This is a genomic window from Methanosarcina subterranea (assembly GCF_055385895.1).
In genome coordinates, this window is the sequence record NZ_AP042426.1 from 328,989 (window position 1) to 353,174 (window position 24,186).

Below are 24,186 nucleotides of genomic sequence, written 5' to 3' on the forward strand. Positions count from 1 at the left end.
AGGGTGCATAATTTTATGCTAATATTTTATGCTAAAATCCAGCAAATCAGGATCGTATCCTGCAAATTGCAAGAAAGCGTCAAACTAAGGAAAAGTCCCCCCTTTAGAAATCCCCAGGTCCGAGCACTAGCTCAAAAAAAGCACAGAAAAGCAAAACACAAAAAGTATGTAAACACTGCAGATATACATTCTGCAGTAATCCCTAAGAAAAGCTATAGTAAACCTTTAGAAATTTACTATAAAGGACTACGACTGATAGAATTCTTTTCCCTATGAAGCCAGGATATTTTTCCATATGTTCATGAATTACATTTGGAATATGGTAGTAGAAAGTCCGCAAACCTCAGTTCACGGGCTGTCCACTATCCTCAGATATTAAAATTTCTCTACTTTCTGTCAGATCCTTGCAACAGTCAGGTTTTCCCATTTGAATCTGTCATCAGGGCAGGCATGCAGGCAGCGCTGGCAGTTTGCTCCGTCACAGAGGTCGGTCCTTATTTTTACAAGCCCGTTATCTTCCATTCTCAGTGCCCCATTCGGGCATACCTTTACACACTTCTTGCAGCCCTGGCAGTCCTCAATGACCATGGTAAGGTAGGTCCCGACTTTCTCAAGCACTTCAAGCCCTTCTTCTCCGAGTACAGGAATATCCCTTTCAACCTGACGGTCTATTTTCAGGATAGTCGAAGGCTCGCCGATCATGGGGAGTTTTTTCTTTTTCAGGAACTTCTGGAGCATCTTGAATGCCATGCCCTCGTTCCAGTAAGCAAGTTCAAGCAAATAGGCTTCCTTAAAGGCTTCGGATGTTGCGAACATCACATGCGTGCCCAGGATTTCCTTTGCAATCGCCTGCAGTTCCCATAACCTGTCTTCAGAAAGCAGAATCTCTCTTGCAACTGTAAGAGAGGTATTCCCTATCTGGGAGACATAATTTGCGTTATAAGGGATCATCCCTACCTGGTGGGCTTTTGCAGCATCCATGTAAGTCCCGGCAGCTCCGGACATATGAGCTATCTTGAGGTCTTCCATCTCAATGCCTGCAGCCGCACAGAGCGTAATGTGCCCTGCTCGGAGTGCACCTATAGCTCTTCCGGCTGCAATAAGGTCTTTTTCCGTGAACTTAATTCCGTCCTGGAGGTGAATGATCTTCTCAGGAGTCTGAATTTTTGGCAGGACTATCAGCTTGTTCCTAATCCCGGCTTCGATAAGGGCGATAACTCCTGTACCCGTAATACCTTTTGCAGTGACGTCTCCCTTCTCTACTATTTCCCCTGTCTTAGGGTTTACAAGGTCCCCCATAGCTGTTTTCATTTCCCTATCCAGAACGTAACAGCGCAGGTTCTCTCCTTCAAATTCGACATCGCAGATGGTATGCGGGGATGCAATGGATCCGTATTCAATTTCCTGACCTTCGAGAGCTGGCCCGGCAGCAGCCGATCCGGTGTAAATAATCCCGTTTGATTTCAGGGCCATTTCGGCATTTGTCCCGTAGTCCGTCGCGATCGCAATCTCATTACTCTCGATCATGCCTGCTTTTACAATAAGTGCAAGTGCATCAGCACCGACTTCGTGTTTTATTGCCGGGGGCACAAACAGTTTACAGTTCTTAAATTCCTCAAAACCCTCTATTTCGGTCAGGGGTACTATTCGAGCATCTCTATTTTGCTCTTCAATGTGATACTTCTGTTTCTTACGCTCGCCTGCATATGCCAGGTCTTCAATGGGAATTCCCTGAAAGATAGAAAGCTGGATAGGGTTTCCACAGATTGAGAACTTTTCCATCTCTTCGGTTTTTACTCCGAGTTCCACAATGATATTTTTGACCGCTGTTGCCGAGAGTCCATGAGCTTTGTCAAGCCCGTAATGGATTGCAAAGTCAAGGTGATCCATTACGTTTGCCCCCGGCAGAGGGTTCCGGAGAGTTATCACGGTTTTCTTAATCTCGCCGCTTTCCAGGTCAATTTTCTGGGCCCTGAAACCGCTGGTTCCCAGGTCAATTGCAACTGCTGTTCTCATATCTTAACCTCCTCCAAAAAAGTTTAAGACTATTCAACTAAGTATCTCAGCGTTTATTGTCTTTAATAAATTTCAATAAGTTTTATGATGAATAAGCTGTCCAGATGAGTTTTACTGAACCGTTTGCCCGGATAGAGCCTCCTGAGATTACAGCCTGTTAAGGCCATGATCCGGATATCCTCAATCATGAGGGTCCCTCCTGGCAAAGTTAAAAAAATATGAATCGGGACAGAACATTCCGAAGTTCTAATTGTTTTAGAGCTCCGGAATTTTCCCGTAAAAAAATAAAGAAATTTCGTGCCTTTTCAGGCGTAGAATTCGTCTCTTGCTGCGACCATGGCTTTTATGTTCTCGAGTGGGGTCATGGGTGCAATTCCACAGCCTGGTGCGAGTACATCGATGCCGTCTGCAAGAGCTTGCTTGGAGTCGGCTTTGATCTTGTCAACAGGTCCGGGCAACAGAGTGAAGGGGCTGGAAACGTTTCCTACTAACCTTGCTCTGGTCCCGATAACTTCCTTTGCCTTCTTAACGCTGCCGATCTTTTCTTCAACGCTGAGGCCTTCAAAGCCGCAGTCTGCCATGTAGCTGAGGATTGCGTTCACATTTCCACAGATGTGGAGGATGGTTACAGAGTTCACGCTGGAGGAGAACTTCTGCAGCCTTGACTGGAGATACTGCTTGAAGGAGTCAGGGCTCATGAGGTCAGGAGAGGCGACAGGGTCTGCAATGGCAATAATATCTGCACCTGCTTCGACCATTGCATTTGCATATATAATTGAAGCTTCAGTTGCGAGGTCCAGAGCCTGTTCGAAGAGGTCAATTTTTTTGATGGACCATTTCATGAAGGATTTTACACTTATAAGGTCGGAAGCGACTGTGATAGGGCCTTCCATACCGCCAATGATTGGCACGTCAGGACCTACTTTTTCCCTGATGATCTTAATTGCTTCAAGTACTGCTGGAATTCTGCCTTTCTGCAGGAGGTCTGCAGGGATTGCTGCGCCTTCGAGGTCTTTGGGGTAGGGGTGACCGGTAACAGATGGCTGCCTGTTTTTGGTACCCATGTTGATCTCACAGCCCATGGCTTCGACTAGGACGGTAAGGCAGTAGGGAACCCTTACGGCTTCAAGTCCGCTGAGCTCGTGGTTGGCGAGTGCCAGCTTTGCCATAAGTTCAGGGTTGGTGTGGGATTCAGGCCAGGGGGCTCCCACTTCGTCCATTAACTCCACAATTCCGGTCTGGGTCACGGAACAAACAGGTACTTTGTCAACGGGCTTGCCTTCAAGGGCAGCTAAAAGTCTTGTCTTAAGTGTGAATTCGCTCATATCGGTCATACCTTTTTTTTACTTTTATCCGATTACATTTATTTTTATTACAATTCAATTGTCTACTTGACAATATTATATAGACCTTTTCAATCCAAAATGTTTCACACTCCAGACTAGAGTATCCTGAGTGTGAAGCACATTAAAAAATTGCAACTCTTTCTGATAAATGGGGACAGATAGCGCTTTCTGAATCACCCTTTTTATCTCCTGAGCAGGAGCGAGAATAAAGGCAGTAAAAACAATCCTCGAGCCCCTCAATTGAGCTGGGGTGCGGATATTTTTTTAGTTAACAAATTATAAAAGCTAATTGCCAGGAATTTTTTTCTGTCTTTTCTTTGATAAATAGGGTAATAAATTTCAACCATATTATCCGAATTCTTATCTTCTTAAATGCTCCTCTTGTCTTTTGTCTTCCGTCTTTTGTTCCCTTGAATATCTGGTAATCTGGAAATGGTAGAGTTTCTATTAAGATCATTTTTAGGTAAATACTATTTGGACCAGTTTTAAGGAGTACGGCAAATTGGTAACGTTAAGTTTCTTATTCTTGTGCCACATTGAACTATAAAGGGGTTCGATGGAAAAGGAATCGGCTGGGAAAAAAACTAAATTATGCTCTCCACAGGGCGATGAACATCTAATTTCCCTTCCTGAGTTTTTACAGAGGCTAGAAGTAACAGAAGACGGGCTCAGTGAGCAGGAAGCCTCCCGCAGACTCCGAGAATGCGGACCAAATGTCCTCGAAGAAACCGGAAAGGAAAGTATACTTAAGAGATATATCCGGCAGTTCCGTAACTTTTTTTCTATCCTGCTGACTGTAGGCGCTATTTTGTCCTTTCTTGGCGAATATCTTGATCCTGGCCAGGGAAATCTTTATATAGGAATTGCTCTTGTCGGGGTCGTAGTCCTTAACGGGACTTTCACGTTTGTTCAGGAGTACCAGGCTGCAAAGACAATGGAAAGCTTCCGGCAGCTTCTACCTCCCCATGCAAAAGTCCTGAGGGACGGAAAGGTAAGGGATGCTCTGGCTTCGGAGATTGTGATTGGGGATATTATTCTTCTTGAGGAGGGAGACAAGGTTCCTGCAGATGGGCGTTTGATTGAAACCAATACCCTTAAAGTAGACAATTCAACCCTAACCGGGGAATCAGAACCGCAACTGCGCTCTCTTGAATGCGCTCATTCGAATCTGCTGGAGTGCCGGAATATGGTCTTTTCCGGAACTCTTGTACAGAGCGGGAACGGTAAAGCTATTATTTTCGGAACCGGACAGGATACCCAGATTGGAAGCCTTGCAACGCTTACAGAACAGACAGTATCCGTGGATACACCTATTCGAGAAGAACTCAACCATTTCATTAAGATTATTTCAGCAATTGCTATTTTTCTTGGAATTACCTTTTTCCTGCTTGCATTTTTTATTCAGGATGTTTTTCTTGCAAGCCTTATCTTTGCCATAGGAATCATTGTTGCCAATGTTCCCGAAGGGCTTTTACCCACAGTTACGTTTGCTCTCAGCCTTGCATCCAGAAGAATGGCTTCCAGGAATGCCCTTATAAAGCAGCTTGAATCTGTAGAAACCCTGGGCTCGACTACTGTAATCTGTACGGACAAAACCGGGACACTGACTCAGAACAGGATGGCAGTAAATTCTCTTATCATAGGGTTTGAGAGTCTGGAATCTGAAAAGCCTTCCATCCCTCAAGAAAGTGCGACAGGACAATATCTAAATGAAAGTACAAAAAAAGGTTTTATAGAGAAGATTAATGGCTCTGAGGAAGTCACCGACTCCGGCGTAAAAGGAACTCCTGTTACAGGAAATCCCGAGTGGAATCCTGAAAAAATTCCTCCGGTTTTCATAAGGGTTGCAGGGCTCTGCAATAACGCAAAACTTTATAAAGTGTCTCCCGGATACACTGGCGACCCGACAGAAGGGGCGCTTCTTGTTTTTGCGAACAGTTTCGTAGATGTAAAAGGACTCCAGCAAGAGTATCCGAGGCTGGAGGAATTTCCTTTCGATTCCCTTACCCGGCGCATGGAAGTAGTTTGCCGAACTCCCGAAGGCAAACTTGAGGTATACCTTAAGGGCGCTCCTGAAGTGATTGTGCAGATGTGCGGATCAGTTATGGAGTCCGGAGAAGTCAGAAAACTTGACGACATCGAGCAAAAAGAGCTTCTGGACAGGCACCTGAGGCTGGCAGAGAAGGGAGAACGGGTAATTGCCCTTGCGTTCAGGCAGGCGGAAGAGCAGAAAGAGTATAACGGAGATTTTATTTTTCTTGGTTTCATCGGGATTGTAGACCCTCCGCGCCCTGAAGCCAGGGAAGCTATTGCAAAATGCCACGCAGCCGGGATCAAGGTTGTCATGATCACAGGTGACCATCCGGTTACCGCAGAATCAATTGCCAGGGATGTAGGACTTGCAGGTCCAGGGAAACCTGAGATTATTACCGGAGACGAGCTGAAATCCCTCTCCCGCACAGAGCTCTCTTCACGGCTTAAAAACCCGAGCATTGTTTTTGCCCGAACCTCTCCTGTACAAAAGTTGAAAATTGTACAGCTCTTCCAGGCAGAAGGAGAGATTGTTACCATGACCGGAGATGGGGTTAATGATGCTCCCGCTATCAAGAATGCCGACATGGGGGTCGCTATGGGCAGCGGCACGGATGTGGCACGTGACGCTGCAGATATGGTATTGCTGGATGACAATTTTGCTACGATAGTAAATGCTGTGGAAGAAGGCAGAACTGTCTTTGATAATATAAAAAAGTTTATTGTTTACATACTTACAAGCAATATCCCCGAGATCCTGCCATTCATAGCTTTTGTTCTCCTTTCTATTCCCCTCCCCATGCCTGTCCAGCTTATACTGGCTATTGACCTTGGGACTGATATCCTTCCTGCTATTGCTCTGGGAGTGGAAAGGGGAGAGGGAGATATTATGAAGAGGCCTCCCAGGCCAAGGAATGAAAAGTTATTAACCTCTCAGGTACTTTTGACAGCCTATGGAGTAAAAGGGCCAATACAGGCTGCTGCAGGCTTCTTCTGCTATTTTGCCGTACTTTCTGAAGGAGGCTGGGCTTTCGGAGAGCAGCTTGCAAACACCAATCCTCTTTATATGCAGGCAGTAACCGCTTTCTTCTCAGCTGTGGTCATCTGCCAGATCGCCAATGTGTTTGCTTCAAGAACCCGGTTCCAGTCTGTCTTCTCAATGGGCTTATTCAGCAACCGCGTCGTTCTTCTGGGAATTGCAAGTGAGTTACTCATTCTTGCCATCATTATCTGGAATCCTTTTGCTAATCTGATATTTAATACAGCACCCATTGATCTAAGGTATATGCTGCTCGCCGTTCCTTTTGCAGTTTTCCTCCTCGGGGTTGATGAACTGAGGAAATATCTCCTGAGAAAAAATGTGAACTGGGCGGCTAGATTCTTTAAATGGTGATCCTTTAAATGGTGATCCGACTACTGGTTCGAAGATAAATTACGGTGAACCCAAAACTAGCTGAAAATGCAGCTTTATAATGGGTTGGAAGAAAAAGAACAGGCTGGAAGAGAAGGCTGACGTATAATTTATGAGGTTATGAAGGTAAATTATGTAGCAGGTAAAACTTTGGCAAATTCTGTTTTTTTGACTCTCATTAAGATATTTTCTGTAATATACTTTTTAATTGCCTTTTCTAGATAATAGAGTCTTATTTAGCCTATTAAATACTGTTTCTGGATAAACTTTTATACTATGTATGTAGAATGTGTTTATATATAAACGAACTTAAGCCTGTCTGTTGTAATTAGTGTATAAACCTCCTAATCAGTTTCAACCCTCCAGAGTTCAGAATATGAATGTGAGCAAAAAAATTTTTGTTATCATCTACATAATTTTTGCCCTTCTTACTTCGGTTGTCATTTTTGCATCTCAGAATATCCTCTACTCGAGTTTTTCCAACCTTGAGGAAAGAGAGGCGATCAGCAATGTGGAAAGTGTACATAATGTAATTGATTTCCAGATTATACAGCTGGATGAGACAAATTCTGCCCTTTCTTTAAGGGAAGATATCAGGGCTTTTATGCTAAGCGAGGACCCGGAAGACCTTGGCGGGACTCTTCTTACCGATCTTTTTACCCTGAGCGGATGCGACTTCATTTTTTTTGTCAATAGCTCCGGGGACATAATATACTCCCAGCTTTCGGCTTCAATAAATGCCAGTAATGCTTCCAATGCCTCAATAATTTCCGATATCGATCAGAAAATCAGTGATAGAAGTCTTCTCTGCAAGGAGGGAACGAGTCATTTAAATGGGATGCTCTTGCTGAACAAAGAACCTGCAATTTTTTCCTGCCGACCCGTATCTGCTGCATCAGACAACAGGGAAATGATAGGAACAATTATCCTGGGGAAGAATCTGGACGCCGGTTTTGTTGAGTCAGTTCAGAAAATTACTGGAAATCCGGTTCTGCTCTACAGTCCAGATAACGTACCTCCTGATTTCCAGCAAGTCTTTTTAGAAAATAGAAACGAGAGTTACACACATACGGTAGATGGAGGCAGGTTAGCAGGTTATTTTATCCACGAAGACATTAATGGAAATCCGACTGTTATGGTTAGGACGGATGCTGACAGGAACATCTACACCGAAGGCAGGAAGTCTCTCAGGTATATCGTAATCTTCCTCCTGTTTTCAGGACTCATAGTCGGAGCAGGCTGTAAATTCCTTCTTGACAGGGAAGTCGTATCCCGAATTGTTGCTATTGACAATTTTGTAGAGAAAGTAGGAAAAGATGAAGATTACTCGGCTCATTGTATTATGGATGGGGATGATGAGCTTTCAAGGTTAACTGAAGGAATAAACCAGATGCTTGATCGTCTGAGAATAAATTCTGATACGTTTAAAGCTCAGGAACATGAGAAAAAGGTAATTCTCAATTCTCTCAAAGAGCTTGTAATCTTTATGGACCTTGAGCTGAAAATAGTCTGGGCAAACAGAGCTTCTCTGAACCATGCCGGTCTTAATCTTGAAAACATTATTGGGCAGAGATATGAGGAGTTCTCTCTAATGTCCGATGCTGTTTCTGGAAAGTCTCTCGCACGAAAGGTGCTTGAGTCCGGAAACGAGGAGTTAGGGGAGTTAGTTACTCCGGATGGAAAGGTCTGGATGATCTGTGCAAATCTGATAAAGGATGAAGATGGGAAAGCAACAGGTATCCTGCAAACAGGGCTCGATATTACATCACACAAACGTTCCGAAGAAAAGCTCCTTCAGGCAAAACTGGAAGCTGAGGCTGCTAGCTGTACAAAGAGTGAGTTCCTCGCCAACATGAGCCATGAACTGCGGACACCTCTGAATTCCATCATCGGTTTTTCGGATATCCTGCTTGAGAGAGTTTTTGGGGAACTTAATGGAAAACAACTGAAGTACGTTAATAACATCTCTGTCAGCGGAAAACATCTTCTTGGACTTATAAACGATATTCTTGACCTCTCAAAAGTAGAAGCCGGAAAGATGGAGCTACATTACAGTGAGTTTTCTGTTGGCTCGATTTTCGAAGAGGTAAAGGCTACTCTTTCTCCTCTTGCCCAGGTAAAATCTCTTAAAATAGGCTTTAAGGTAGAACCGGATTGTACAGACCTTCAAGCCGACAGAAGCCGCCTTATCCAGATCCTTTATAATCTTGTTAGCAATGCAATTAAGTTCACTCCGGAAAGAGGCATGGTATCTGTCCACTGCAAAAAAAGCGGAAAGCGGGCTATTTTTTCAGTAACGGATACGGGGATAGGTATTTCTTCTGAAGACCAGAAAAAACTGTTCCAGCCCTTTACTCAGATCGACGCGTCATCTGCAAGGGAGTACTGTGGGACAGGGCTCGGGCTCGCCCTCGTGAAGAAAATTGTAAATCTACACCAGGGAGATATCTGGGTTGAAAGCGAACTTGAAAAAGGCAGTATTTTTACGTTCACCGTCCCCCTTACCAGACCGTCTGAAGCCCGAAAAGCCGATACTAACGACCTTGATGATGTAATGATAGAGTTTGAAATGAGTAAAGCGGCTGCCCTTTCCGTGAAAGAGTATGCAGAAGAACTGCAGGATGAAATTGAGCTTCCTGAAATCCGCCTTCCTGAAAAAATTATTGAAGCGCAGAATCTTGTTCTTGTGGTTGATGATGACAGGAATTCCAATGAACTTATTTCAGTTATTCTCAGGGAAGAGGGGTACAGTACAGCCTCTTTATATCGAGGAAAAGATGTTTTGAACGTTGCAAAGAAACTGAAACCCGATGTTATTACTCTCGATGTTTTTCTTCCTGATATTAATGGCTGGCATGTCCTGAGACAGCTGAAGAGTGACCCTGACACAGCCCGCATTCCCGTACTCATTATTTCAGTGACAGATAATAACGAGCTGGGGATTGCCCTTGGGGCAGCTTATTCTTTTACGAAGCCCGTAAAAAGAGTCGAACTGCTGGACTCCTTAAGAGAAATCACAGGTAAGTTCAGGTTCGAAGAGCCAAGAATCCTTATCATTGACGACGATGAAAATGCAGTGGAATTGTTGAGTTCAATGATTGAACCTGAAGGTTTTGAGGTGGTAAAAGCTTATAATGGGCAGGAGGGTCTGGACAGGCTCTTTTCCGAGCAGCAACCAGATATCCTTATCCTCGACCTGCTAATGCCGGAAATAAGCGGATTTGAAGTAATTTCCCGCCTGAGGAATGCTGAACAAACGAAAGATATTCCTTTAATTGTATGCACTGCAGGAGAATTTACTGAGAAGAATATCGAAGAACTGAACGGTGAACTTAAGGGACGTCTTATTTCTATTATGAAGAAGGGTACTTTCGGAAGAAAAGAATTAATTAATAGGATAAAACAATTAGCTATGCTGAAGAGGCGTGATGATGAAAGAAATTCTTATTGTCGAAGATAACCCCATGAATATGGAACTGATCCTGGACCTCCTGGAGTTTTACGGACATAGTGTAACCGAAGCCGAGGACGGGATAAAGGCTCTTGAACGCCTTGCTGAGAAAAAGTTCGATATTATCCTCCTCGATATGCAGCTTCCTAAAATGGACGGGCTTGAGGTTCTGGACAGGATAAAAAAGAACCCTGCGACTGCAGATATTCCTGTTATAGCTGTCACAGCCCATGCTATGAAGGGAAGTGAAGAACATTTTATCGAAATGGGATGCGTGGATTATATCTCAAAACCCATAGATATTCACAGGTTCAGGTCCCTCATTGATAAATATTTGGGAGAATAAAACGAAGAAAGATAAACCACAACTTGAAAACGTAGTCTAAACTATGAAGACATTAAAAGTCATCAAAAAGCTGATAGGTTATCAAAAGACGCCATAAAAACAATTTGATTAGAGGTTTGCAGCCTGAGATGGTATTCGTAGTCCAGAGATTCGATTTAAAACCCGGAAAGTGGAAAATCTCGGGAAAAGTAAACTAACGTTGACAGAAGTAAACTAACGTTGACAGAAGTAAACTGAGATTGACAGATTATTGTAGCCGGAAAGACATTTTTTGTTTCGAGCCGAGATGTTTTTCCCAATCCAGTTTTCAGTCCCGATTCGATTTTTCGTCTAGTTCCGGCTTCAGTCTTGTGTTTCGAACAGATGCTGCTTCTATTTTAAAGGATAATATTCTGTGGACAATTATATTGTCTCCAGGAGTCTGGATGTATCTTTATAATATAGAAAAAGCTCTTCACACCATTTAAGTGCACTTTCATCAAAGCTCATCAACCGCTGATGGTCAAACTTTCCTTTTTTATCAAAGAGTACAAGTGAACAGAAACGTTCTGTTACGACGTCTTTAAGGGTTACGTTCCTATCACAGATGTAGACTGTCGTATTTTTTGATTCCACGAGAGTCTTCAGGTCTTCAAAATAGTCTTTTTTCATTCTATCAAATACCGGCTCTGTCAGGATAAGGCACATCTCCGCTCCTTTTCTTACGAGCTCGGAGTATATTTCAATGTGGAGAGGATTGAAGTATGAAAGAAACATTTTTATATGTTTTGACTCGAGCAGGTTATTTTTAAAGTCTTCAGGGACTTCAAAAAGCCGGTTAAGGTCGGCCTCAAGCATGAAGTAATTTCCGAGTTCGTCTATCCTGTTAAGAAGGTGTTCAGGGATTGCGGTAAAATCATGGTTAATCCAGTAATCATAGTTTTCCTCAAAAACTCTAACCGTATCCAGAAGAGGCTCCATCTTCTCGACAACTATTTCTCCCATATCCGAGAGCCTGTAGGTATTTCTTTCATCCTGCACTATCAGGCGCCCTTCCTTTAACTTCTTGATCTGGGGCATAATTGAAGTCGAATTCACGTTAAGGGCTGTTTTTATTTCGTCGCCTGTCTTGGGCCCTTCTTCCAGAAGGAGCAGTACGTCTTTCCTTTTTTCAGATAGGAACGCCAGGTCAATAAGTGATATTTTCATTTTATTCCATCTCCCCTAGAAGCTTCTTAAGTATGACGGAGGGATTTCCCCTTCCTTCCTTTTCAGGAAGCAACCTTTATTGGCAAAAGTCCTTTCTTTCTCCCAGGAGAAAACCGTAAAGGGGACTTAGTGCAACACTCATGCGCTACTTTTCAGTTGATTGCTTATATTTTTTTCCAAAAATTACTTACTTTCTTAAAGTTAAGCTCCTTTCCCTTCCTTTTTCACCCAATTTTCTTTCTGTTTTTAATGGATCTTTTAACTCATTCTCCTTTACTTTTTATCTGGATTTCCAAATATTGTCGTTTTAAATCTTCTTCTCGCTTTTAGGATTTCATTTTTTGCTTATTTCTCGTTTTAAACCTTCTCGCCCGCAGTCAGTACATAATTGATATTTTTAGTGCTAATTTTTTTTATAGCAAAGATATTTAGCCTTATCCGGCCGCTTAACTCTGCATTGTACTTTCTATTTTTAATAGGGATGCTCCTGCGCCTTTAAAAGCAGTCCTGTAAGAAATATTAAGATACGATACTGCAATAAAAATCAGATCTCATGTAATCTCCCTGATCCACCGCTATCACTGCCTCAGCGGAAATTTATTCTCACGGATTTCACGAAAATCAGCTATGTCGAGAGCCTACTATCCTGAATATCTTTCAGGTATTTAAAAAATATCGGTACAGGTATAGTAAGTACTGGATAACAAGCCTGTCCCGGCAGATAAAGTCTCTTCAGGAAACAGGACTGGAGCAAGGATAGGTAATTTTGGATAAAAGGAAAAAACCTCCTGCCTGGGGCAGAAGAAATTCTCTGGTTAATTTCTGGCTTTCTTGACAAGGGCAAAAATTCCTTGCAGGATTTCTTTCGGAGATGGAGGGTTCCCGGGAATTTTCAGATCCACGGGCAGGATTTTATCAACCCCGCCCAGTACGGCGTAAGAACCTTTAAAGATCCCGCCGTCACAGGCATCGTCTCCTACTGCTACTACAAACTTTGGGGAGGGCATGGCTTCATAAGTTTTTTTCACTGCTTCAGCCATGTTCAGGGTGACTGCTCCTGTAACAAGGAGGACATCAGCATGCCTCGGGGATGCTACGAAAGAGATTCCGAATCTTTCAACATCATAATGAGGGTTTCCGAGGTTTGAGATCTCAATCTCTGTGGAGTTGTCACTGCCTGAGTCCAGTTCGCGGATGGCAAGGCTATGCCCGAAAACTTTCGGGATCTCTTTTTTTATTTCTGCTCCAAGGGCTTCCAATTCTTCATCCCGGAATTCAAAGGTCTCCGTAACTTTCGGGCGGAGGAAGAGGGAAAGAGGGTTTACCATAATCATACCTCAATATGTTTCTTTAGTTCTCCGAGTTCAAAGGTCAGTTCCTGCATATGAAAGGTTAAGGCTTTTGTTTATCAGGGGGAAATCAGGAACAATATTCCCTATAACTGCATGTTCTATAGCCTGCCAGTTACAGAAAGATGCGGTTCTTATCTTATAGCGGTCAACAAGCCCGTTTTTCAGATAGATCCAGTGCAGGTTCTGTCCCCTTGGAGCTTCTACGAGGGCAAGAGAGTATCCTGTGGCTCCAGAGCCGCTGATTCCTCCTGAACTCTGCCCGGTGTATCCATCATATTCTGCGCTTTCAGCAAATACGGGACCCTGTTGAAAGTTTTCTGCGAGGTGCAGGATCAGGCCTGCAGATGCACGGATCTCATCAGCTTTCACCTCAAAACGGGAAAGGACATCTCCTCTTTTTCTTACCGAAGGTTCCGGAGCAAAGTCCCTGTAAGCTCCATAGGGCCTGTCAAGCCGTGTGTCGGCAGGATAGCCTGAAGCCCTTGCAAGAGGGCCTGTAAGGTTAAGCGGAGATACAAGTTCCTTTTTTATTATGCCTGTAGTCGCAAACCTGTCGATCAGTGAAGATGAAGAAATTGCCCTGTCATAAGCAGACTCGAATGCCCTGGAAAACTTCTCAAGGAAGGCAGTAAGGTCTTTCAGGAGGGAATCCGGGACATCTCTTTTCAATCCTCCGGGAATGGTCATTCCGCGCAGGAACCTTGACCCTGTCAGTTTTTCGTTTTGCCTGAGCACTTCTTCTCTTAGCATAAAGAAAGGGCTTGCCACAAGAGCGAAACCCACATCTACCGCCATTCCGGCAAGGTCTCCCAGCAGGGAATAGGTGCGTTCGAGCTCAAGCATTATTGCCCGCAGACGTTCTGCCCTTTCAGGTACGTTTATTCCGCAAACCTGTTCCACTGCCATACAGAACCCTGTTGCATTTGCCATACTCTCATCTCCGCTCACGGCTTCAGCGAGAGCGACACATTCTGAGGGTTTTTTTCCTTCAGCCAGTTTCTCTATTCCCCTGTGCTTATAAAAAAGCCGGATTTCCAGGCTGAATATAGGCTCTCCTATAACACTGAACCTGAAATGCCCAGGCTCAATTATTCCGGCATGCACAGGCCCGACAGGAATCTGGTATACACCCTCACCTTTGACTTGCCTGAATTTGTATTCCCTGCCGGATGTTTCAGTCGGACGGATCGGCCCGTTTTTGAAAGCCTTTTGCAGGGGATGGAAGCCTTCAGGATAACACTCGTGCAAAAAGAGCCTTCTGGTATCAAATGCACCTGTAAAATCAAGCCCGAATCCGTCCCTTACTTCCCGCTCAAACCAGGAGGCTGATGGGAATATTTCTGCAACTGAGGTAACCTTTTTTCCTCTCACTGCCTCCCGGACAAGTACAAGGACAGGTGCCCTGCCTGCCTGTTTGAAAACATAAAAGAGGGTAAAACCCTCCTTTTTCTCAAAGGCTTCTGCGCAGAAGAGCCCTATCAGGCTGAACTTCCTTTCCGCGAGCGAAGGAAAGATATCCTTAAACCCGGTTTCCGAAACCTTCAGGTATATCTCGTTTTCACGGGCATTGAGCAGTTCGGGCTCCTTTCCTGCTATGCTCGAAACCATTAAAAGCAAATCCGTTGTATCCTTATTTATTTTAATATCCATATGCACTGCCCCTTAAACATACCCGAGTTCAAGAATTATCGCATCAAGCAGATCCCTTAATGAATCCGGGAAATAAAAGCCAAGGGCAAGGGCAAGAGCCAGCATGAAAATTGCTGGAACCCTCATTCCATTTCTTACCATATATTGGCCCGAAAGTCTTTCTTTCTCACGACCTGCTTTTACGATGACGTTTTCCAGTTCAATTTCTTCTGTTCCTGCAGGAGTCCTGGTTAGGTGCCTGTGGTCCTCTTCTTCGTTCTCTTCCTCTACAGTCACTTTCGAGAAGGCTTTCAACAGAAAATTTGCAAAGGACGCAGCTGCAAGGATGAGCGTTAGCAGCAATGCAAGGGTCAGGTAGGGAGAAATTGCCGCGCTTTCCAGCAGGATGAAAAATTTTGCCGGAAAGAGGGGAAAAGGTGGCATTCCTACAATTGCAATGCTCCCAAGGATCAGGCCCCAGGCTGCCCTGGGCTGGAGTTTAAAGACATCCTTCATATCTTCACGCATGTTGCTTCTGTATTGCCTGTGCAGGATGCCTGCGGAAAACAGCAGGGTTTCCTTTACCAGGACATGGACGAGCATGTAAAAAAGAGTCCAGAAAAGGGCAAGAGGAGTTCCTATCCCTATTCCTATGAGGAGAAGGCCCATGTGCTCGACACTTGAAAAGGCTATCAACCTCTTTAAATTCCTCTGCTGGAGCATGCTGAATGAAGCAAGAGCAATTGAAAAAACCCCTGCTGCAATCAGGATAGAAGATGCCTGTGGGGCTGCACTGCTCTCTCTGAGCAGGGCATACATCCTGATAATGCCATAGATTCCCAGGTTCTGCATTAGACCTGAAAGAATTGCACTTACCGAAGGTGCCCTTGCATAGGCGTCCGGGAGCCAGGTGTGGAAAGGAGCCACCCCTGCTTTTGCCCCGAAGCCTATGAACATGAATGTGAAGCTTGCAAGGAGAAGGGCAGGAGAAAACTCGGAAGCATGAACTGCCAATTCTGTCCAGTTGAGGGTGCCCTCTCCGAGGGTCTGTTCCGAAAGGGTGAAGAGGAAAATCAGCCCCAGGAAAGCAAAGAGCATGGCTCCGGAGACTATGAAGACGTACTTTAAGGCGGCATCGATATTTTCCCTTGCCGAGAGAATTGCAACAAGCATGGCAGCGCAGACCGTTGTAAGTTCTGCAAATATCCAGAAGAGCGCCAGGTTATCTGAGAAGAGCGCAACAGTGGCTGTGACAAGCAGGAGGTTGAAGGCAAGATAGAAGGTCTTCAGGTTCTTGGGGTCAAGTTCTCCGGCTTCCATAAGGCTGTCAGTGTACCCTTTTGCATAGAAGGCTGCAGCAGAGAATCCCAGCGCCGTTATCAGTTCTACATAAAGATTAAGGTGGTCCAGATAGAGAGATTCTCCGAGCCTTCCAGGGAGGTCAAAAGTGAGCAGGGCGACGCAGCTCATAATAAGGTGCAACATGCCGTTTCCTGCGGCAAGCGCATTCATGAGCCTGTGAGACTTTGGAATAAGACCGAGTGCCAGGAATATCCCCATTATTAACAGGTAGTACCGGATCACTGGGATTCAACTCCTGTCCAGACCTGCAGTTTTCTGAACTTCTGCCTGTACTCCTCAATGCTCGAATCCATCCCTACAGCCAGAATAGTTGTCAGCATAACCAGGATGACAAGATCGATTATAATCAGGACTTCGATGATAAAGGGAAGCTCGGTCACAAAGAGGCCGAACATCAGGACTCCGTTTTCCATACTGAGGTAGCCAAGCGCTTTTGTGACGACCTTTTTTCTGCTGAACATCACAAGCATGCCCATGAGGGTCAGGGAAAGCCCTATCACAGCCCCGAAGAAGAAGAGCTTCGTGAGAGGCAGGCCTTCGAAGACCTTTGAAAGAAAGGTGTAAGAGAGAAGGATAAGGCCTATGCTCAGCAAAAGAGAGGGCGTTGGCTCAAGATATGCAAAGTGAAGGTCTCTTCCGATTTTAATTTTCTCTTCTATTCTGGAGATAAAGTAAGGAATCAGAATCACTTTACTTGCCAGGGTCAGGCCTGCCAGCAGCAGAAGCTGACTTTTTCCGTCTATCAGGTAGAGGAGAAATGAAACTGCAGCCAGCAGAAAAGACTGGATTGTATATGTGGTGAGGACCGAACTCAGGTTACGGGTTGAGATGATCAGCCCTGCACTGATAAGGACAAAGACGAAAAGGATCTTTATTATGCCTTCAAGGAAGAGAGGGTCAATCATGCAAACACCTCGATAAGGATGGTAAGGGCTGAAAAGAAAAATGCCATCACATAAAATGCAGGAAGCCTGAAGAGCCTCATCTTTGCAAGGGCTGATTCAAAGAGCCCGATTATTATTGCGAGCAGCCCTGCCTTCAAGAGGAAGAGAAGAGCTGAAATCGCAATTTTTCCGGCATCTATCTCGGTACTGAGCCCTACCGGAAGGATTGTGTTAATCAATATCCCCATCAGCAGGAACTGTTTAAGGGCATGGGCAAGTTCGAGCAGAGCAAGGTTCTTTCCTGTCTGTTCTAGGATCATTGCCTCATTAATCATAGTAAGTTCGAGATGTGTCGCCGGGTTGTCTACAGGGAGCCTGCCGGTTTCCACTATTAGAATAATGAAGAGAGAGATCGAGACCAGGACAAGGGTAGGACTGATAGGAAGTACGGTGCCTGCAGTAAGTGCGAACATCTGGTGCAGGTTCAGGCTTTTCAGGACAAAGGCAAGAGCTGCAAAAGAAATTACCATTGTAGGTTCAATTACAGCTGCAAGGCTCATTGACCTTGAACTACCCATGCCTCCGAAAGCGCTTCCTGCATCAAGCCCTCCAAGGGCGGTAAAGAACCTTTCAAGCGCCAGAAGGTACAGGAAGACAATGATGTTCCCAAGCCCTCCTGCAGGTTCCGGTACAAAGACAAGAGGTACGAAAAGGGAGCAAACTAGCAGAGTTGAAAGGTTCAGGTAGGGGGTAAATCGCATGATCCAGGAGGATGTAGGGGAATAAACTGCTTCCTTTTGCATGAGTTTTCTTAAATCGTAGTAAACCTGAAAGAGCCTCGGACCCTTTCTTCCTTGGGCGTATGCCTTTACCTTCCGGATTAAGGCCATGTATAGGGGGGCTGCCAGCAGGGCAAAGAGAGGATTTAAGAGGGCAAAGAGCAGGAACGATGTGTTCATACAAAGCCTCCTGTTGCTATGATCAATACAATGACTGCCAGAAAGGCGTAGAGGACGTAACTATCAAGTTTTCCGTTCTGCAGTTTTGAGACATATTTTGAAAAGCTCTCTATTGCCAGTGCAGGAGGAATGTAGAGGTACTCTTCAAAGAAACGAAGCAGGCGTATTTCCACATTCCCATTTTTAAAGAGGCTTTCCTGCCTGTCGAAATATTCAGCCCTGTGCACGATCTTTGTCCTGTAAATGTTTTTAAAGATCATCACTAGAGGTTCGGAAAAGCCTGCAGAGCTGTATTCCATGTAAGGGGAAAGGGTCGGGATTCCGCATCCCCATGTCTCGCTAATCCTGGCAGGGCTTGTTTCTTTTGAACGGATTATCAGGAATAGGGCTGTATATATTAACCCGAGCAGAAGCCCCAGCAAAAGCAGGTCCGGAAACTCAATCTCCCAGCCTGCAAGAGAAAGTAGCTGCTTTGAGAAAAGCCCTCCAAGTATACAGAGGGCTGCAGGTATTGCGGGCCCTATCAACATGTGTTTTTGGACCTCTTTGGCAAGGCGACTCTTTTCCGAGCGCGGCATGGCAAGACAGGTAATCCCGAAAAGTTTTACGAAAAGGGCAGCTGCCAGCGCTCCTGTAAGGGCAAAGCTTGAGAGGGCAATTATTAGAAACACGGTAAGCAGAGGGTTAGTTACTGCAAAAGACTGGAAAAAAGCCTGATAAAGCAGGAGTTCTCCGGCAAAACCGTTTGTTGGCGGCAGGGCTGCAATCGAGACCGAGCCTACCATAAAGAGCGCAGAGGTTGCAGGCATGCTTTTTACAAGCCCTCCGAAGGCTTCGATTTTCCGTGTGCCTGTAGCATGGACTATTGATCCTGCGCAGAGGAAGAGCAGGCTTTTGAAGAGGGCATGGTTAAAGGCATGGAAACAGGCTCCGACAAGGCTTAACAGTGCGAGGGATTCAAGCCCTTCGACCCTGAATATAACATACAGCCCGATTCCTGTGAAAATAATCCCTATGTTTTCAATGCTGCTGTAGGCAAGGAGCCTTTTTATGTCGTTTTCCTTGAGGGCATAAATTACTCCGAAAAGGGCCGAAAGGCTGCCTGCTGTAATGATAAGTACTCCCCACCAGAGTTCAGGCGTGGAAACAGAGAGAAGGAAACGCAGGAAGCCATAGACTGCAACCTTCAGCATAACTCCGGACATCAGTGCCGAGACACTTGATGGAGCTGCAGGGTGAGCATAGGGCAGCCACTTATGGAAAGGAACAAGCCCTGCTTTGACCCCGAAGCCAATAAAAAGAAAGAAGAAGGGGAGAGCCAGCTCACTTGCAGAGTATTCAAGAGGTCCGAATTCGGCAGAGCCTGTCAGCCTGAAGAGGATTATGAAGCCCAGGAAGAGAAAAGCCGTGCTGATGTTTGTCATCACAAAGTAGAAAAAGCCGGCTTTCTTATTTTCCTCAGAAGAATAATCATGAAGCACAAGCAGGAGCGAAGAAAGGGACATTATTTCCCAGAAAATCAGGAAGCCTACCATATTGCCTGCAAGTACAACCATAAGCATGGCAAGGATGAAGAGATTTGTCAGGGCTGCCTGCAGGTTTTTCCTGGCTTCGCTTTTAGCATGTTCCACATATTCGATTGAATATATTGAAACTCCGGGAACAACTGCTGCAATTAACAGGATAAATCCGGCTGCTAACCGGTCTGCAGCAAGGGTAAAGTCCAGTCCAGGAAGATATCCTATGGCTGGAAATACAGGCTCTTTTCCAGTGTAGAGGATCGCGCCTGCAAATCCCAGAAGCAGGACTGATGAGATAAGAGAAAGGCCAAAGGAAGCCTTTCTTGTGTTTTTACTGCGGTACAGGAGAGGGAGGACAGTTCCGGATATAAGGGCGGCAATTGCACCGTACATTAAGACTTCGAGCAATGTATTCACTCCTCAAACCGTAATCCGGCAACTAATAGAAAAGCTGAAAGCAGTTTCTCAGTCCTGGCAGAGAGTTCTGGCTTTCCAGCTCCTGCCTCGTTTAAAGCGAAACTTTCGAAATTATCCTCTGTATATGAGATGCTAGGGTTAGTTCTGTAATTCGTATTGACATTCCACCGTAATTTTCATCCCGGGGTTGCTCTCCCCGGGGACGTTTTTGCCTGATACTTTCTAATATTATATAGGTTTACATTATAAAGTTTATTGTACGGATTAATAATTATTATTCATGATATATATTTTTTATAAAGGTAAAGAATCAGGACTTCAAGTATATTAAAAAAATTTGCTCTTCTGTTTCTCCAGAGGGAATCCCTGATATCTGACTCTTATTACAGGGGGACTGGAATGGTCAGTACTATAATAACCTTACGCAACCTGGTGTGCTCTCAACAGAATTACTTTTAAGTTCAAAACTTTACAGAAAATTAATATAGGTCTAAAAATTCAGAAAATGAAGCAGGTTATTACCTTATCTGCGGCATAGTCAAAACTATCTTCAGTTGCGACCAGAATGTATGAATTATCTCTACAGAATATATCTACAGAATATCTCTACAGAATGTCTCTACAGAATGTCTCTAAAGAATATATTGCAAGATGTAAAGTAACTTTCGTAGAATGATTTCTGTCCTTATTATCCTTTTAAAACCCTGTAAACCAGATGCACGTATTTTTTCTCCACGACTTCATTTCTTACAAGTTCAAGCTGGATCCCGCTTTTCTCAATGTCTCTGAAAAGGTTTGTCCCATTTTTCCCCACAATCTCCGGAGTCAGGATCATGCTAATTTCCTCGACAAGTCCCTGTTCGAGTAAAATACCGTTCAGAATTCCTCCGCTGTCCGAGACTACGAGTTTAAAACCATACCGTTCATTTGCAATTTCAAGTGCTTGCTTGACATCGACCCGTTCTGCTCCTGCCCGGATAATATCATAATTTCTTTCCCTGAGGTAATTGATGTAAGATTCAGGAGTCTTCTCCGATACAAGAACAATTACATCTTTACTGTACTCGGAACGCCTGAATACATGCATCAGCCCCTCGAGAATTCCCCGTGAATCAGCGATCATCCAGTACGCCCGCGAGTCACCGGGTTGGATTTCAGGTTTTTTAAAGTCCAATTCATCTTCCGGAGGGATCTTTTCGCAAAAAAATTGTGTTCCCGTCTTTGCGGTATTTGAGCCGACTATCATGGCATCGGGCTCGTAACTGCCCAGGATTCCATAGTGGACATCAAGGTTTGCAGTAAAACCGGTAGTCGAGCCGTCGAGACTTATGGTGTTGTGTATAACCAGTCTGGGTAGCATATTGTCACCTGTTTCCCCAAATTAAAATCGTCTATTAACTCAAATTAAAGTCGCTTATTAACCCAAATTAAACATTCAATAAACTTATTCTATATTGGAATATATTTAATCTGGATGCATGCTCTGGAATTTGAAGGCGTATCAAAGTCTTTCGCAGAAAAAAATGTTATCAGAGATATCTCTTTTTCAGTCGAGAAGGGGGAGATCTTCGGGTTGCTGGGCCCAAACGGGGCTGGAAAAACCACCCTTATAAGACTGCTTCTCGATATCATAAAACCGGACTCGGGAGAAATCCGGGTTTTTGGGGGTTCTCTGGGTCCTGCTGCAAAAGACAGGATAGGCTACCTTCCTGAAGAAAGGGGGCTGTACAGGAAAACGAAGCTTCTGGACATGCTTGTCTACCTCGCACAGCTTAAAAATGTCCCTAAAAAAAAGGCTCATACGAGTGCAGAGTCTCTTCTGAAATCCCTGGAACTGTATGAACACAGGGAAAAAAGGGTAGAAGAGCTTTCAAAAGGGATGCAGCAAAAAATTCAGTTCCTTTCTTCAATTATCCATGACCCTGAACTTATTATTCTTGACGAGCCTTTTTCCGGGCTTGATCCGGTGAGTACAAAAACCGTTGAAGACAAAATTCTTGAGTACAGAAATGAAGGCAGGACTGTTATCCTTTCCACACACATGATGGAACAGGCACAAAAACTATGCGACAGGATCCTTATGCTCAATAAAGGCCAGCGAGTGCTTTACGGCACCGTTGCAGGTATACGAAAGGAACACGGAAAAAACTCCCTGCATGTGGAGTTTGCCGAAAAAAGGAGCCTGAACCTCATTAGAGAAATTCAAGGCATCAGAAAAATTACGGAGCACGACGGATCAGTTGAGATCTTTCCTGAGGAAGGCATAAGTGCACAGACAGTTCTTCAAGCGCTTATACGGAGAACCGAAATCCTGCGGTTTGAGCAGGTATTTCCCTCTCTGAACGAGATTTTTATTGAAACTGTGGAGAGTGCTTCTGGTGAGTAAATTATCCGGAAAAACCTTAATTGTTGCCAGGTACGAGTTCCTGAAAACCATAAAGCGTAAAGAGTTTCTCTTCATGACCTTTGCTTTTCCCCTCATCCTTGTCGGAATTGCTTTTATTCCTCCCTTACTTGCCGGTACTACTCCTGCAGAAGACCAGAGTATAGGCTATATCGACATAACCGATTCCTTTGATTTTCCTGAGTTCTCCACCACCGAAGGTTTTTCTGTAGGACCGCTGGGGGCAAAGGCATCAACTATAGAGTTTGTAAAATACGAAGAAAGCTCTGAAGCCAGGAAAGCTCTGCAGTCCGGACAGATCTCTTCCTTTCTTATAGTCCCTGAAGATTTCGTTGATACCGGTGTAATTGAACTCTATACCTCAGAAAAGGGAACGCCAGTTCCGGGGGCCGAACTCTCGACTGAACTCTCAAATATAGCGATTGATTCCCTCCTGAAAGACAGCGTGGATGAGCCCGTGCTTCAGAGGGTCAAAAATCCGGTCAACATGAAGCTGTATAATGTCGGAGATAATGGAGAATCATCAGAGCAGGGCATAGCTGAGATCCTGACCAATTTCGGTCTTCCTTTCCTTATGGCTTTCCTTCTATTTTTCAGCATTTTTTCAGCATCAGGCTATCTTCTCCGTGGGGTTGCTGAGGAAAAGGAAAACAGGATTATGGAGGTTCTTCTTTCTTCTGTAACCCCTTCAGAACTTCTTACCGGCAAAGTACTGGGTCTTGGTGCAATCGGCCTTCTGCAGATTGTCGTGTGGCTTTCAGTAGTCGTTTTCGGAGGTGGATATGCTCTTCCAGTAAAAATAGAGCCCATGCTTCTTTTTATTGCCCTTATCTATTTCCTGCTCGGTTTCCTCTTCTTTGCCAGCATGATGGCGGGAATCGGGGCAGTAACAGGCTCACTCCAGGAAAGCCAGCAGGTCGCGGGGATCTTCACATTTGCTGCCGCGTTTCCTCTTGTTTTCATGCAGTTCATCCTTACGAAACCTGACAGCTCCCTTGCAATCTTCCTGTCTCTTTTCCCTTTTACATCTCCGGTGGCCATGCTTTCCAGAATAGGAGCTTCGGAAGTGCCTCTCTACCAGATCGCAGCAAGTCTATTCATTCTTTTTGTTTCGATACACGCAGTAATCGTACTGTCGAGCAGGCTATTCAGGGTTTACCTGCTTATGTACGGAAAAAGGCCAGGGGTAAAAGAAATCCTGAAAAATGTCCGGGCAGGGGGCAGGTAAAAGGAAAAAAGGTAGATAAAGAAGAAATACGCTGGGTTAGGCTGGCATGTCAAGGCTTTAATTTGAATTTAATGGATTAAGTGTCTTGACTCCCTATCTCTAACTCATCTGCTTCCTTTGAGGTGATCTACCATGTAATCTACTAATACTGGAGGTAAATATTTTGTTAAATACTGGAGGTAAATGAAATCGATTTTACAGGTGAATAAAGGCACTCGATTATCAAATCGATTGACTGTTTAAATAATCTCTAATTCTATCGCTGGTATTTTATATTATAACTTACATAGTATTAATTGGTTCATAAGGGAAGTACTGTGAAATGGAGCAAATTCAGGACAGCCTGAAAACTGATCCCGAAATCTACTTCATTGGCGCGTGAGATGTAATAATGGAGCAAATTCAGGACAGCCTGAAAACTGATCCCGAAATCTACTTCATTATCACGTGAGATGTAAAATGAAGCAAATTCAGGACAGTCTGAAAGCTGATCCCGTAATATACTTCATTGATGCAGGATCCTTGTGAACCACCAAACTGCTCTTTTCTCGATGTTCAAGCCCATAAATTATTGTTTTCTAATCTTTTACTGCTTTTCCAAGATTCTCGTTCCTGTTGAAGGTCCAGTCTAATGCTTCCGGG

The 24,186-nt window shown here is 44.4% G+C and carries 16 protein-coding genes; 5 read left to right on the forward strand and 11 right to left on the reverse strand.

From position 1 onward, the window contains the following. Positions 1-396: 396 nt before the first annotated feature. From ACZ5A8_RS01415 to mtaA, 3 genes are all read right to left on the reverse strand, one after another. On the reverse strand, positions 397-2,016 hold the full coding sequence (locus tag ACZ5A8_RS01415) for a methylamine methyltransferase corrinoid protein reductive activase (protein WP_464531810.1): 1,620 nt from the start codon (positions 2,014-2,016) through the stop codon (positions 397-399). Between the two features lie 62 nt (positions 2,017-2,078). Next, positions 2,079-2,204, reverse strand: coding sequence for a hypothetical protein (locus ACZ5A8_RS01420; protein WP_464531812.1), 126 nt, complete (start codon positions 2,202-2,204; stop codon positions 2,079-2,081). 117 nt (positions 2,205-2,321) lie between these two features. Then, entirely contained in the window at positions 2,322-3,341 is a 1,020-nt protein-coding gene (mtaA, locus tag ACZ5A8_RS01425) for a methylcobamide:CoM methyltransferase MtaA (RefSeq protein WP_464533978.1), read from the reverse strand. A gap of 577 nt (positions 3,342-3,918) precedes the next feature. On the opposite strand from mtaA, the gene ACZ5A8_RS01430 reads away from it, so the two are divergent. The 3 genes from ACZ5A8_RS01430 (at position 3,919) to ACZ5A8_RS01440 (ending at position 10,601) form a co-directional block, all read left to right on the forward strand. Next, positions 3,919-6,786 carry a cation-translocating P-type ATPase gene (locus ACZ5A8_RS01430; RefSeq protein ID WP_464531813.1) on the forward strand — a complete coding sequence of 956 codons (2,868 nt, stop codon included), beginning with the start codon at positions 3,919-3,921 and terminating at the stop codon, positions 6,784-6,786. A 394-nt stretch (positions 6,787-7,180) separates the two neighbouring features. Continuing rightward, on the forward strand, positions 7,181-10,264 hold the full coding sequence (locus ACZ5A8_RS01435) for a response regulator (RefSeq protein WP_464531814.1): 3,084 nt from the start codon (positions 7,181-7,183) through the stop codon (positions 10,262-10,264). After that, complete coding sequence (locus ACZ5A8_RS01440) at positions 10,236-10,601, forward strand: response regulator (RefSeq protein WP_275948897.1); 366 nt, start codon at positions 10,236-10,238, stop codon at positions 10,599-10,601. Before ACZ5A8_RS01435 ends, ACZ5A8_RS01440 begins: the two co-directional genes overlap by 29 nt. A 402-nt stretch (positions 10,602-11,003) precedes the next feature. Here ACZ5A8_RS01440 and ACZ5A8_RS01445 read toward each other — a convergent pair whose 3' ends face one another. From ACZ5A8_RS01445 to ACZ5A8_RS01480, 8 genes are all read right to left on the reverse strand, one after another. Further along, positions 11,004-11,789 carry a helix-turn-helix transcriptional regulator gene (locus tag ACZ5A8_RS01445; RefSeq protein WP_464531816.1) on the reverse strand — a complete coding sequence of 262 codons (786 nt, stop codon included), beginning with the start codon at positions 11,787-11,789 and terminating at the stop codon, positions 11,004-11,006. A gap of 815 nt (positions 11,790-12,604) precedes the next feature. Continuing rightward, positions 12,605-13,117, reverse strand: coding sequence for an NADH-quinone oxidoreductase subunit B family protein (locus ACZ5A8_RS01450; protein WP_229387475.1), 513 nt, complete (start codon positions 13,115-13,117; stop codon positions 12,605-12,607). Between the two features lie 36 nt (positions 13,118-13,153). Next, positions 13,154-14,791 carry a hydrogenase large subunit gene (locus ACZ5A8_RS01455; protein ID WP_464531817.1) on the reverse strand — a complete coding sequence of 546 codons (1,638 nt, stop codon included), beginning with the start codon at positions 14,789-14,791 and terminating at the stop codon, positions 13,154-13,156. 12 nt (positions 14,792-14,803) lie between these two features. Next, the gene (locus ACZ5A8_RS01460; RefSeq protein ID WP_464531818.1) at positions 14,804-16,354 is read right to left on the reverse strand and encodes a proton-conducting transporter transmembrane domain-containing protein; all 1,551 of its coding nucleotides are present in this window, start codon (positions 16,352-16,354) and stop codon (positions 14,804-14,806) included. Then, the gene (locus ACZ5A8_RS01465) at positions 16,351-17,037 is read right to left on the reverse strand and encodes a hydrogenase subunit (RefSeq protein ID WP_229387480.1); all 687 of its coding nucleotides are present in this window, start codon (positions 17,035-17,037) and stop codon (positions 16,351-16,353) included. The genes ACZ5A8_RS01460 and ACZ5A8_RS01465 overlap by 4 nt, the downstream gene beginning before the upstream one ends. After that, positions 17,034-17,975, reverse strand: a complete 942-nt coding sequence (locus ACZ5A8_RS01470; RefSeq protein WP_464531820.1) for a respiratory chain complex I subunit 1 family protein — start codon at positions 17,973-17,975, stop codon at positions 17,034-17,036. Before ACZ5A8_RS01470 ends, ACZ5A8_RS01465 begins: the two co-directional genes overlap by 4 nt. Beyond that, the gene (locus ACZ5A8_RS01475) at positions 17,972-19,912 is read right to left on the reverse strand and encodes a proton-conducting transporter transmembrane domain-containing protein (protein ID WP_464531821.1); all 1,941 of its coding nucleotides are present in this window, start codon (positions 19,910-19,912) and stop codon (positions 17,972-17,974) included. Before ACZ5A8_RS01475 ends, ACZ5A8_RS01470 begins: the two co-directional genes overlap by 4 nt. A 688-nt stretch (positions 19,913-20,600) precedes the next feature. After that, positions 20,601-21,272, reverse strand: coding sequence for a dihydrofolate reductase family protein (locus ACZ5A8_RS01480; protein ID WP_464531822.1), 672 nt, complete (start codon positions 21,270-21,272; stop codon positions 20,601-20,603). Positions 21,273-21,386: 114 nt separating this feature from the next. On the opposite strand from ACZ5A8_RS01480, the gene ACZ5A8_RS01485 reads away from it, so the two are divergent. Both ACZ5A8_RS01485 and ACZ5A8_RS01490 read left to right on the forward strand, forming a co-directional pair. Further along, complete coding sequence (locus ACZ5A8_RS01485) at positions 21,387-22,298, forward strand: ABC transporter ATP-binding protein (protein ID WP_464531824.1); 912 nt, start codon at positions 21,387-21,389, stop codon at positions 22,296-22,298. Further along, positions 22,291-23,544 (forward strand): ABC transporter permease, encoded by a 1,254-nt coding sequence (locus tag ACZ5A8_RS01490; RefSeq protein WP_464531825.1) that lies wholly within the window; start codon positions 22,291-22,293, stop codon positions 23,542-23,544. Before ACZ5A8_RS01485 ends, ACZ5A8_RS01490 begins: the two co-directional genes overlap by 8 nt. Positions 23,545-24,186: the final 642 nt, after the last annotated feature.

What these genes read in the sequence shown, in the direction of transcription:
- ACZ5A8_RS01415 (WP_464531810.1), bottom strand. Translation starts at nt 2,016, where the DNA reads ATGAGAACAGCAGTTGCAATTGACCTGGGAACCAGCGGTTTCAGGGCC.
- ACZ5A8_RS01420 (WP_464531812.1), bottom strand. Translation starts at nt 2,204, where the DNA reads ATGATTGAGGATATCCGGATCATGGCCTTAACAGGCTGTAATCTCAGG.
- mtaA (WP_464533978.1), bottom strand. Translation starts at nt 3,341, where the DNA reads ATGAGCGAATTCACACTTAAGACAAGACTTTTAGCTGCCCTTGAAGGC.
- ACZ5A8_RS01430 (WP_464531813.1), top strand. Translation starts at nt 3,919, where the DNA reads ATGGAAAAGGAATCGGCTGGGAAAAAAACTAAATTATGCTCTCCACAG.
- ACZ5A8_RS01435 (WP_464531814.1), top strand. Translation starts at nt 7,181, where the DNA reads ATGAATGTGAGCAAAAAAATTTTTGTTATCATCTACATAATTTTTGCC.
- ACZ5A8_RS01440 (WP_275948897.1), top strand. Translation starts at nt 10,236, where the DNA reads ATGAAAGAAATTCTTATTGTCGAAGATAACCCCATGAATATGGAACTG.
- ACZ5A8_RS01445 (WP_464531816.1), bottom strand. Translation starts at nt 11,789, where the DNA reads ATGAAAATATCACTTATTGACCTGGCGTTCCTATCTGAAAAAAGGAAA.
- ACZ5A8_RS01450 (WP_229387475.1), bottom strand. Translation starts at nt 13,117, where the DNA reads ATGGTAAACCCTCTTTCCCTCTTCCTCCGCCCGAAAGTTACGGAGACC.
- ACZ5A8_RS01455 (WP_464531817.1), bottom strand. Translation starts at nt 14,791, where the DNA reads ATGGATATTAAAATAAATAAGGATACAACGGATTTGCTTTTAATGGTT.
- ACZ5A8_RS01465 (WP_229387480.1), bottom strand. Translation starts at nt 17,037, where the DNA reads ATGATTGACCCTCTCTTCCTTGAAGGCATAATAAAGATCCTTTTCGTC.
- ACZ5A8_RS01470 (WP_464531820.1), bottom strand. Translation starts at nt 17,975, where the DNA reads ATGAACACATCGTTCCTGCTCTTTGCCCTCTTAAATCCTCTCTTTGCC.
- ACZ5A8_RS01480 (WP_464531822.1), bottom strand. Translation starts at nt 21,272, where the DNA reads ATGCTACCCAGACTGGTTATACACAACACCATAAGTCTCGACGGCTCG.
- ACZ5A8_RS01485 (WP_464531824.1), top strand. Translation starts at nt 21,387, where the DNA reads ATGCATGCTCTGGAATTTGAAGGCGTATCAAAGTCTTTCGCAGAAAAA.